The sequence below is a fragment of the Bifidobacterium porcinum genome, from assembly GCF_055378475.1.
This window is the reverse complement of record NZ_AP029603.1, coordinates 1-12,144: the sequence shown is the minus strand read 5'-3', so window position 1 is coordinate 12,144 and position 12,144 is coordinate 1. Positions and strand designations below refer to the sequence as shown.

General features: G+C 59.7%; 7 protein-coding genes. All 7 read right to left on the bottom strand.

The window, feature by feature from the left end:
- Positions 1–483: 483 nt before the first annotated feature.
- A complete protein-coding gene (locus ACZ41G_RS00035; RefSeq protein WP_015449541.1) occupies positions 484–993 on the bottom strand; it encodes a DUF3566 domain-containing protein in 510 nt (169 codons plus the stop codon).
- Positions 994–1,134: 141 nt separating this feature from the next.
- The gene (gyrA, locus tag ACZ41G_RS00030) at positions 1,135–3,822 is read right to left on the bottom strand and encodes a DNA gyrase subunit A (protein ID WP_464145263.1); all 2,688 of its coding nucleotides are present in this window, start codon (positions 3,820–3,822) and stop codon (positions 1,135–1,137) included.
- A gap of 123 nt (positions 3,823–3,945) precedes the next feature.
- Complete coding sequence (gene gyrB / locus ACZ41G_RS00025) at positions 3,946–5,985, bottom strand: DNA topoisomerase (ATP-hydrolyzing) subunit B (protein ID WP_026650581.1); 2,040 nt, start codon at positions 5,983–5,985, stop codon at positions 3,946–3,948.
- A 307-nt stretch (positions 5,986–6,292) separates the two neighbouring features.
- Positions 6,293–6,772: a DciA family protein gene (locus ACZ41G_RS00020; protein WP_029576254.1), complete on the bottom strand. Its 480-nt coding sequence runs from the start codon at positions 6,770–6,772 to the stop codon at positions 6,293–6,295.
- On the bottom strand, positions 6,769–8,262 hold the full coding sequence (locus ACZ41G_RS00015) for a DNA replication/repair protein RecF (protein ID WP_464145261.1): 1,494 nt from the start codon (positions 8,260–8,262) through the stop codon (positions 6,769–6,771). Before ACZ41G_RS00015 ends, ACZ41G_RS00020 begins: the two co-directional genes overlap by 4 nt.
- A 251-nt stretch (positions 8,263–8,513) precedes the next feature.
- The gene (gene dnaN, locus ACZ41G_RS00010) at positions 8,514–9,638 is read right to left on the bottom strand and encodes a DNA polymerase III subunit beta (RefSeq protein WP_033506952.1); all 1,125 of its coding nucleotides are present in this window, start codon (positions 9,636–9,638) and stop codon (positions 8,514–8,516) included.
- Positions 9,639–10,221: 583 nt separating this feature from the next.
- Entirely contained in the window at positions 10,222–12,144 is a 1,923-nt protein-coding gene (dnaA, locus tag ACZ41G_RS00005) for a chromosomal replication initiator protein DnaA (RefSeq protein WP_321046696.1), read from the bottom strand.

Sequence of the window (12,144 nt, the reverse complement as noted above, 5' to 3'; positions counted from 1 at the left end):
AACCTGCGTTCCGTGTTTTCCCGCCATCGCGAACGCGAACTGGGCCGTCATGGCACCAAGGTGGTGTCAGTTGCGTATGCCAGGACATACGCCGAGCGTCAGAAACAGGCACCCCACAGACCATACGCGCCGCCGACACGATGCTGCGCATGCCCAGACATACGCAAACCAGTAAATACCGGGGAATTCCGCCATTCCTCTGCGCCCTCCATCAGGTCGCGCATGCCCAGACATACGCAAATCAACAGATGCCAAAGGATTCCGCCATTCCCCCACACCTTCCACCCGGTCACGCATGCCAGCGCATACATCACTTGACGGAACGTTTCCGGCAATACCTTTGGCTCGGAAATGCCCGACAAACCGACAAAACCATTACCCCCAAGACCGCATTACCCTAGGCCGCATATACGATCAAGGGCGGCCCGGAGTACCGGAACCGCCCCTGATCGGCTGAAAAGACCATGGATATGGGAATGGCTGTCAGTCATCACCCAAAGTCACGTGGACGCCGCCGACAAGCGAGCTGACCACGTTATACAGCAGCGCGAAAATCGTCGCCAGCAGAGTGAACAGCACCACGCCGATGATGGCGAGGATAGTCACCGTGCTCAACACCGTGCTCAGCGAGAGCACGTCGGCGAGGTTGAATCCGCTGGAATCAAGGCCTGTCGAAGAGACAATCTGCGTGACCTGGTCGAACACGCCCGCCATGTTCAGCACCAGCCACAACAGCGCCGCCGCCACAATCTGAATGATGCCCCCGGCTACACTGAGCAGGAAAGTGACCTTGGCCACCGACCAAGCGTCCACTCGTGTCAGGGACAGGCTCATACGCCGTGCGCGCGGCGTATGGTGCCGACGCTTGTTCGCAGCCGCGGCACGCGCCGCAGACGGCATCGGTGCCTCGTTGCCGGTACTGATCGGCTGGTTCGAGACGGTCCTGCCTACGCGTGGTTCGCGGCGCCCCTCGTCGTCGACGTATTCGCTCATTGTTTCTCCTTGGACGTTTCGACTGCCTTCGCCTGATTAGTGAACCTACCAGTGTTCGGGGACGATTGCCGCTCTGATGGCAAGGTCTGCACACTATCCGACGGGCCGCGCCATGGTATTTCGACGCGGCCCGCCGCCAGTTCACTGCTGCGCGCCTTGTGCGGCCGTAGCCTCATCCGCGTGCTGATTATGCTGATCATGCTGTTCGACATCGGTCTGGTCGTTCTCGTCGTCGTCATCCTTCTCGGCGTTGCGCGCGATGGCGAGAATCTCATCACCCTTGTCGGGCTTGGCGAAGGTCACGCCCTGCGTGGTTCGGCCGGTCCGCTTGACTTCGGACACATCCGAACGGATGACCTTGCCAGACTTCATGATGGCCATGACCTGGTCGTCTTCGCTGACCACGAGCGCACCGACAAGCGAACCGCGGCCTTCCGCCAGTTGCAAGGCCTTGACACCGAAGCCGTTACGGCCTTGCAGACGATATTCGCTGATGGCCGTGCGCTTGGCGAAGCCCTCGTTGGTGACCACGAACAGATCCTTGTCGCTGTCACCCCAGATGACGTCCATGGACAGCAGTTCATCGCCGTCACGGAACTTCATGCCCTGTACGCCGGCGGTCTGGCGACCCATCGGACGCAGCTGCTCGTCGTCCGCACGGAACTTGAGACTCATACCGTGCTTGGAGACGAGGATAATGTCGTCCTCCGGGTTGCACAGCGCGGCGCCAATCAGCTCATCGGTCGGCTCCCCGGTCTCGGGGTCAGCTGCCAATCGCACTGCAATCAGGCCGCCCTGGCGAGGCGAATCATATTCGGCGAGGCTGGTCTTCTTGACCTTGCCGGACCGCGTGGCAAGCACCAGATACTTGGCGACCTCGTAATTCGGAATCGACAGCACCGCCTGAATGGTCTCGTCGGGGGCGAACTGCAACAGGTTGGCCACATGCTGGCCCTTGGAATCCCTCGACCCTTCGGGCAACTCGTAGGCCTTGAGCCGGTAGACGCGACCCTTGTTGGTGAAGAACAGCAGCCAGTTGTGCGTGCTGGTGAGGAAGAAGTGGTCGACCACGTCGTCCTCGCGCAGCTTGGTGCCCTTGATGCCCTTACCGCCGCGGTGCTGGGCGCGGTATTCGTCGGCCTTGGTGCGCTTGATGAAGCCGGAATGGGTGACCGTTACGACCACGTTTTCCTCGGCGATCAGGTCTTCGACGTTCATCTCGCCCGAATACGGCAGAATGCGGGTGCGGCGTTCGTTACCGTACTTCTCGACGATTTCGTCAAGCTCGTCGCCCACAATCTGACGCTGGCGCTCCGGCTTGGCGAGAATGTCGTTGTAATCGGCGATCTTGCGCTGCAATTCCTCGTGTTCGTCGAGGATCTTCTGCCGTTCGAGCGCGGCGAGACGGCGCAGCTGCATCGCGAGGATCGCGTCCGCCTGCACATCATCGACGTCCAACAGGTCTTTAAGGCCTTCACGGGCGGTGTCCACGTCCTTAGAGGAACGGATGAGGGCGATGACCTCGTCGATCATGTCGAGGGCCTTGAGATAGCCCTGCAAGATGTGGTCGCGCTCTTCGGCCTCACGCTTCAAATACCGGGTACGGCGTTCGACGACGTCGAGCTGATGGGAGACCCAGTGACGGATGAACGCATCCAGGCTGAGCGTGCGCGGCACGCCGTCAACCAGGGCGAGCATATTGGCGCCGAAGGTCTGTTGCAGCTGGGAATGCTTGTACAGGTTGTTGAGCACGACCTTGGGGACAGCATCGCGCTTGAGCACGAGCACCAGACGCTGGCCGGTACGGCCCGAAGTCTCGTCTCGCATGTCGGCGATGCCTTGGATCTTGCCGTCGCGCACCGCCTCACGGATGGAGACGACCAGACGGTCCGGGTTGACCTGATATGGCAGTTCGGTGACCACCAGGCACATACGCCCGTTGATTTCCTCAGTGTTGACCACGGCACGCATGGTGATCAGGCCTCGGCCGGTGCGGTATGCCTGCTCAATGCCCTTGTGGCCGAGAATAGTCGCGCCGGTCGGGAAGTCCGGCCCCTTGATCCGTTCAATCAGCGCGTTGAGCAGCTCCTCACGGCTCGCTTCCGGGTGATCGAGCGCCCAGTGCACGCCGTCCGCCACCTCGCGCAGGTTGTGCGGCGGGATGTTGGTGGCCATGCCGACGGCGATGCCGGCGGAACCGTTGACCAACAGGTTCGGGAAACGGCTCGGGAGCACGGTCGGCTCTTGAGTCTTGCCGTCGTAGTTGGGCACGAAATCGACGGTGTCCTTGTCGATGTCGCGCACCATTTCCATGGCGAGCGGGGCCATACGGCATTCGGTGTAACGCATGGCGGCCGCCGGGTCGTCGCCCGGGGAGCCGAAGTTGCCCTGACCGTCCACAAGCGGATAGCGCATGGACCACGGCTGGGCCATACGCACGAGCGTGTCGTAGATGGCGGCATCGCCGTGCGGGTGGTATTTACCCATAACGTCGCCGACGACGCGGGAGCACTTGTTGTAGCCGCGATCCGGGCGGTATCCGCCGTCGTACATCGCGTAGATGACGCGACGGTGGACCGGCTTCATACCGTCACGCACGTCCGGCAACGCGCGTTCCACGATGACGGACAGTGCGTAGGCGAGGTAGGATTCGCGCATTTCCTGCTGCAAATCAATCGGTTGGACGCGCTGGCCTTTCATCAGGCCGTAATCGGTGTTGTCGGCTTCCTGCGGGCTCAACGGCTCGCGGTTGTTGTCCAGCCCGTTGAGCTGGTCGTCATTGCTCGACCCGCCGTCTTCCGGGGTGTTGGTGTTGTTTTCGTCTGCCACGGTAGATCCTTCGTGTTCTTGTCCATCCTCTTCGGATGGCTAGCCTGATGCACGGCTAGTGATGAAGTGTGCTGGTTTCCGTGCCGAAATCCTTGGAAAACCGCGGATTCCGGCGTTGTACGGTCACGCGTCGATGAATCGTGCGTCGTGCGCGTTGCGCTGGATGAACAGGCGCCGGGGCTCGACCTCGTCACCCATCAGCATGGAGAAGGTCTCGTCCGCCTGTGCCGCGTCCTCGATGTGGATTTGCTTGAGAATGCGGTGGTCGGGGTCCATGGTGGTTTCCCACAGCTCCTGATAGGTCATCTCGCCCAGACCCTTGTAGCGCTGAATACCTTCGCCCTTCGGCAGCTGGCGACCGGACTCCTTGCCCTCGCGCAGCACGCGGTCGCGTTCGGCGTCCGTATACACGAAGGAGTGCGGCCCCTTGGTCCACTTGATGCGGTACAGCGGCGGCATGGCCACATAGACATACCCTGCGGTGATCATCGGCCGCATGTAGCGGAAGAACAGCGTCAGGTTCAGCGTGGCGATATGCGCGCCGTCGACATCGGCATCTGCCATGATGATGATTTTGTGGTAGCGCACCTTGCTCACGTCGAAGTCTTCGCCGTAGCCACCGCCGATCGCGGTGATCAGCGACTCGATGGTGTCGGACTTGAGCATGCGATCGATGGAGGCGCGCTCGGTGTTGAGGATCTTGCCTCGAAGCGGCAGGATCGCCTGGGTAATCGGGTTGCGCCCTTGGATGGCGGAGCCACCTGCGGAATCACCCTCGACGATGAACAGCTCGCATTCCTCCGGATTGTTGGACTGGCAGTCCTTGAGCTTGTCCGGCATACCGGCGGATTCGAAGATCGACTTGCGCCGGGTCGATTCGCGGGCCTTCTTCGCGGCGATACGGGCGCGGGAGGCCTCGATCGCCTTCTGGATGATGCTTTTGGCCTCGGCAGGGTGTGCGTCGAACCAGTCGCCGAGCTTGTCGGTCATCACACGCTGTACGAAGGTCTTCGCTTCGGAGTTGCCGAGCTTGGTCTTGGTCTGGCCTTCGAACTGCGGGTTGGTGAGCTTGACGGACACGACGGCGGTCAGGCCTTCGCGCACGTCATCGCCGGAGAGGTTGTCGTCCTTCTCCTTGAGGATGTTCTTCTCGCGCGCATACCGATTGACAAGCGTGGTGAGCGCCGCACGGAAGCCTTCCTCATGGGTACCGCCTTCGGTTGTGGAGATGGTGTTGGCGAAGGTGTGCACGGATTCGGAGTAGGCGGTCGTCCATTGCATGGCGATTTCCGCGGAGATGCCGATTTTGAGGTCTTCGGCCTCGAAATCGATGACCTCCTCCTCGATCGGGTTGGTCTTGCGGGTTTTGACCAGATAGGCCACGTAATCCTTGATGCCGTGCTCGTAGCAGTATGTCACGGAGCGATGGAGTTCCTCGACCGGGTTGTCGCCGTCGCCGGTCACCTCGTCGCCCGCCTGGTCGATTTCGCGCAGGTCGGTCAGGGAGATGCGCAGGCCGCGGTTGAGGAAGGCCATCTGCTGGAAGCGCGAACGCAGGGTCTCAAAATCGTAGACCGTGGTTTCGAAGATCTTCGGGTCGGCCCAGAAGGTCACGGAGGTGCCTGTCGATTCGCCGTCCTCCATGGGCTTGCCTTGGGCGAGCGGCGCCGTCGGATGCTGGTCGATGTACGTCTGGGTCCAATGGAAGCCCTGACGACGCACCTCGATCTCCATACGCGTGGACAGCGCGTTGACCACGGAGATGCCCACGCCATGCAGACCGCCGGAGACCGCGTAGCCGCCGCCGCCGAACTTGCCGCCCGCGTGCAGCTTGGTCATAACCGTCTCAACGCCGGAAACACCTTCGCCCGGCACAATGTCAACCGGGATGCCTCGTCCGTCGTCCACCACGCGGATGCCGTTGTCCGGCAGAATGGTCACTTCGATATGGGTGGCGAAACCGGCCAAGGCCTCGTCCACTGAGTTGTCGACGATTTCGTAGACCAGATGGTGCAGGCCTCGCGGACCGGTCGAGCCGATGTACATGCCCGGGCGGATACGCACCGCCTCAAGCCCTTCCAGCACGCGCAAATCACTGGCGTCGTAATGGTCCGGCGACAGCGAATCGTCAAGCTGGGCATTCTCGAGCTTGTCGTTGGCGATGGCGTCGTTGACCTTGTCGTTGAGTTCGGCCTTGGATTCATTACCTGTCTGTGATGGTATCTCGCCCTGCCCGGGCGCAGCATTGTTCAGCGAATCAGCTTCAGCGTCTGCCACACAAATTCCTTCCAGCACACCGCGCGGCGCCCCTGCCGACACGGTCGATATACCCTAGAACGAAAATAACGGGGCCTTCTAGGCGTTTTACAGTACTGTACGTGATTCTACACATCAAGGGGGACTTTGCGGCTCTGAGGGCAATACAAGGCATTCCGCGATATTTCACGGTTTTTAAGCCCTCCATCCCATACTATCGCCGGTATCTGCCGTAGCGGCCACGGGTGAATGGATGCGCCTGCGGACCGGTCACGCGAATCTGGGAGATATCAAGCCCGTCAAGACGTTCCTTGATCGTATCGGTCAGCTGCGGGATCATATACGTCAGCGTCGTGGTCCATGCCGGGGATTCCGCCCGAATCACAAGAATTCCATCATTGAACGAGGCGACCACCGAGTGCTGTGCGATTTGCGGGCCGACCACTTGATCCCAATGGTTGCGCAGCTGGGCGAGCTTGAGATGCGGGGTCCAGTTGCCGTTTTTCGCCAGCAGGGTGACCAACGACCCGAGGGTGTTGGGGTCTCTGCCCGGTTTGCCGAAGCTCTCCCAGGCCTTCGCTTCGCGCTCTTGCCTGTCGCGGATGATGCCCGCCCGCGCGGCATAGCGTTGAAACACCTGTGCCGGCAGCTTTCTCGGATCAAGCTTGAGCATGCGTGCGACCGGCTTGTTCATGCCGATGCCTCGCCTTGCGCGTCGGCCTGTCGCCGGGCGGCCTTGATTCGTGCGACAGTCTCGTCCGTCAGCAGCTGCCCGGCTTGCTCATCGTCGCTTTGACGCCGGAGAGCGGCGATATCGACGATCCGCGCATGCGTGCCATACGGCGACAAATCAGGCACGTCTGCGGCCGCGGCGGCGGTTATCAGCACTTGGTCCCGTCGGACGGCGAATTCGAGGATCTGCCGCCGACGTGTCTCATCAAGCTGGGCGAACACATCGTCAAGAATCACCATAGGAGCGTTGCCTGTAGCCCGCTCAACCAAGGCGGCAAGCGCCATTTTGAGCGCCAACGCCATCGTCCACATCTCGCCGTTGGACGCGAATTCCTTAGCCGGCACGCCGTCCAACGTCATGGCTATGTCGTCGCGATGAGGACCGATCAGATTCTGGCCGCGCGCCACTTCGCCCGGATAGATTCGTTGGAAATGCCGGCTGATCAGCTGATGCGGCTCGCCGTCTTCCAGCACCTCGTCGAATGAGGGGAGATAGGCGAGCGAGGCGTGCTGTTCGCTTCCCGACAAGGCATCGTAGTTCTGGGAGAACAAGGGAGCGAGCTGATCGATGAGGCGCTTGCGCATACGCGTGAGTTCAACGCCTGACTCAATGAACTGCCCGGTCCAGATCTCCAGTCCGCTGAGCGCGGGTTGCATCGCGGCAGCCTGTCCGGCATCAGCATCGCTTGGGGCGCTCTGCCCGTACCGATTGTCGTATCGCCCGTCCTGAACGGAGGGTTTTCCCAGCTGTTTGAGCAGCGCGGCCCGTTGTCTGGCGATTTTGGCGCATGTCTGGTGGACTTCGTCGTATCCGGGGATAAGCAGAGTCCCTGCCTGGTTGATGAATCCACGTCGGGTCGCAGGGTCGCCCGATACCAGGCGCTGGTCTTCCGGCGTGAACGAGACGCTGGGAATCCGGCCGAGAATGTCGCGCATGTACATCGAGGCGCCGCCGTCTATGCGTGCCCGGTTCGCCCCGTGGGCGCGAATGGTCAGTTCGATGGTGGTGTAGGGGGCGCGATCTTGGGTGTTGTGGTCTGGTTGCGCCGCATCGTCATGGTCGGAGGGTGAATTCTGAAGTGAATCCTGATTCGAATTCAGTTTTCCATTTTGCTCTTCAGAATTCGATTCAGAGGATTCTGGTGCCGATTCAGTATTGGCCGATTCCGCGATATTCCGCGGTTGCAACCCGGCCGCTTCGCCGTCTGTGGCGTTGGTATCCACGATATTAGCCCGGACCGTAGCCGAGTCGTATCCTCGTTGGACGAGTGGAAGCGAGCTTGAAGTTCTGTGGCTCGACCCGGTGGACAACACCTCGATTGCTTCGACCAGATTGGTTTTGCCCATGCCGTTGGCACCCTGGATTACCGTGACTCCCTCAGACAGGTCGATGATGCAATGGTCCCACGACCGGAAATGGTCGAGCGCCAGTCGTGAGACGATTACGCTCATCGCTGCCTGTCCTTTCTAGGTCTTTTGGCTGGCCACCAAAGCCTGTGGATAACTGTCGAATTGTCATATTCTGTGTTTGAGAGGGTTTCTCGTGGCCGACCGCCACATACGGCACGGCAGCGGAAGAATTCCGCAGTACCTCACCGTTCAGTACGATCGCGCCCAGACAAGGATTTCTCCGTCGGCAGGGTTATCCACACCACCTTGCCGACGGCGATTGCCTGATTCGGGCTCAGATACCCAGTCCAGACTCAGTTGCTGAAGCGCATCGGAACCAGCAGATACCGGTAATCCATCGATTCGTCGGAATCCTGCTCCTGCTGGCCGTTGAATTCAACCGGCTTCACCGCTGTCGTCATCTTCATGCGCACGAATGGTTCGGCGATTGCGCTCAATCCCTCAATCAGGTAGGACGGATTGAACGCAACGGTGATGTCATCGCCGTCAAAATCGACATCGAGCACATCGCTCGCCTGATTTTCGTCGGCGACACCGGCACTCAGCGTCAACTCGCTACCGGAGAACGCCATGCGGATCGGTGCGTTGCGCTCTGCTACCAGCGACACACGCTTGATCGAGTTGATCAGCTGCTGTTTGTCGATGACCGCCTGAATCGGATATTCGTCGGCGAACAACCGGTCGATTGCAGGGAACTCACCGTCGATCAGCTGGGAAGTGGACACCCGGCCGGCGTTTTCAAAGCCGATGAGTGAGGGGTTGTCCTGGCTGAAGTTGATGGTGACATTTTGGCTTTCGTTCAACGTTTTGGCGATGTCGCGCAACAGCGAACCGCGCAGCAAGGTGTTGGTCGAGACATCCGGATTCTCCGGCGACCAAGTGAACGTCGCACGGGACAGACGGAACCGGTCGGTCGAGGTCATGACGACCTTGTCGCCTTCGAACTGCATAAATACGCCGGTCAGTACCGGCCGAGTTTCTTCGCGTGAAACGGCCACGCACGCCTGATCCACCGCCTGATGGAAGGTTTCCCCGTCAACTTTGCCCAAAATCGGTGGAACGACCGGTAGATCGGGATATTCGCTTTCCGGCATGAGCTGCATGGTGAACTTGCTTTTGCCCGAAGTGATAATCAGCGTTGAGTTTTCGGTGGCTAGATATGTCTTCTCGGAAGGCAACGACCTGGTAATGTCCGCGAGAATCTTGCCCTGGACCACGGTACTGCCTGATTCATCGACGCCAGCTTCGATGTGATCGCGCGCCGAAATCTCAAAGTTGAATGCAGACAGTTGGAGCGTTCCGTCAATGGCCTCCAGCTTGATGCCTGCAAGGATAGGGCTTGCTGGACGTGCATCGATGACCCGCGTGGTCCATGCGACAGCGTCCGCAAGCGAGGTCGTGTTCACTTCGACTTTCATGCTTCCTCGTTTCGATTGGTGTTCTGTGGCTATTCTAGCCGGACTTTCCGGCCAGATTCGTTCGTGCGAAGCATGCGCCATAATGATGCCGATGATGATACGTAAGAGAACAATAGCCTTCGTAATAATTCCGGTGGATAGTGTGGATAAGTGTATGTAGGCCTACAGCGGCAAGACTTCGCAATCACCTGCCGAATGTGGATAACTCCTGAATACTCTGTGCATAACCCTGAGAGTTATCCACAGCGAGAAGGTCGCCGAAAAGTTATCCACATCGGAAGCTGAATCATCCACGAGTTATCCACAGCTTTTCCGGGGTTGCCCACGAGTTATTCGCACGGTTTACCCACAATTGTGAATAACGTGGTGGATAACTTTTTTCTGATTTCTCCACAGTCCCGGTGTGTCGTATCCACCACGGTGGATGATTTGGACAAGAGGAAAATCCTGCTGTGAGCGTCGTTGTCTCGCATGGAACGTGAGATCGGACGCAAGACGTCACCCTGATAGGACTGCCCGTAAGGCGCATTTCAAACCGGCACGCGTCCCGGGCACAGCTTGGTTGACCGGGCGGGGGCAGGGCTTATTGTTCGGCGGAATGATGCTTGAGACGAACAGTCAACTCCATGACGTAGTTGTACGTCTCCTGCTTTTCTTTCATCTCGTCGCTGATACGCGTGTAGGCGTGCATCACCGTCGTATGGTCGCGCCCTCCGAATACCTCGCCGATATCGACCAGGCTCATGCTGGTCATCTCACGGGCGAGATACATGGCGATCTGCCGCGCCAGCGCGATGTTCTTCGTGCGTGCACGCCCCACGAGATCGTCAAAGGTCAGGTGGAAGTACTTCGCTACTTGGGTGATGATATCGGTGGGTTTGATCTCCACATCCGTTGAGAAGAAGTCCTGCAGGGTCTGCTCGGCAAGTGCACGAGTCACCGGCTGGTTATTCAGTGACGCCACTGCGGAGACTCGTGTCAGCGCGCCTTCCAGCTCGCGGATGTTCTCAGTGAACCGTTCGGCGATGAGATCGAGCACATCGTTCGGTATTTTCATATGGTTCATCGAGGCGATCATGCGCAGAATCGCGATGCGGGTCTCCAGATCCGGCGGTTTGACATCCACGGTCAGGCCGGATTCGAATCGTGAAATCAGGCGGGCCTCGAAGCCTTTGAGGTTCTTCGGCGCCACATCGGATGCAATTACGATGCGCTTGTTCGCCTGATACAACGTGTTGAAGGTGTGGAAGAAGCTGTCGAGTGTAGCTTCCTTGCCGCCGAGGAACTGGATATCGTCGATGAGCAGGACGTCGACTTCACGGTAACGTCGGTTGAAATCGGCGATTTGGCCTTGGGACTGATTCGGGTTCTGCAGTGCTTCGATGAATTCGTTGGTGAATTCCTCGCTGGTGACGTACCGCACTTTGAGCGTGGGGTCCTTGATCAGCGCGTAATTGCCGATGGCGTTGAGCAAATGGGTTTTGCCCAATCCGGAGCCGCCATAGATACACAACGGGTTGAAATCCTTGCCAGATCCCTCTGCCACCGCCATGGCGACGGTACGCGCGAAACGGTTGGAATCGCCTGGAACGAAGGTTTCGAAGGTCGCGTTCTTGTTGAGATGGGTTTCCGGATCGAGGGCGGGTCGATGCTGATCGATGTTGAAATTCTCCCGATTCGGTACGCCGGAGGGCACGGTTGCCGGGATTTCGGGCTGATTCGGGCTGGGCGCCGGTGCTTGGTGCTGGGCGGCAGTAGACGGCATGGCCGCTGCAGAACCCGGTTGGTCTGCGCCATAGTGCACTGGTTGTTGCTCGTATATCGCGGCGCCGGTCGGCTGCCCCATTTGTTGCGGCTGGGCTGCCGGCTGCTGATATCCGGGGGCATACGGGCCATATGCATCGGCGCCGTGTTGTTCGTTGAATCCGGATGATTGCTGATATTGGCCGGGCATCTGGCCGCGGTCCTGATGCATCGTCGTCTCGGACTGCACCGGATGCGTGGCCTGGTGAGGCATCATCGCGGGTTGCTGGAACTCGGCGAATTGGGGTTGCGAAGCCTGTCCCGATCCCCATGCCGGGGTCTGCTGGACGGAAGGTTGTTGCGCGGCCGACTGCTGCTGCCCGGTTGGGACATTGGTGTGGCCGGCGTAAGAGATTTCCCCTTGGGCGTCGGGCCTCGGCGTGGCGTCGGGCATGGTGATGTCCGGCTGCGGGGCGAGCGGCTCGGGGTGCGGCTCAATCTTGAACGCCGGGAACATGTCCATTCCGGTGCACAATTTGAGCGCTTTGAGCAGAGGCTGGTTGAGGTCGGTCTGCAACGCCTTCTGCGTCGCGGCGTTGGTGACCGTGAGCACGATGGTGGTACCGAACACGGCTTCGGGAATGACACCTTCGAACCATCCCTTGTCCCGTGCGGTCAATGATGCATCATGCTTGAGCACGGCGAGCACATCCGACCAGATATGCACGGCCTGGGTCGCCGGATCTTGCGAGCTGTTCGCCAT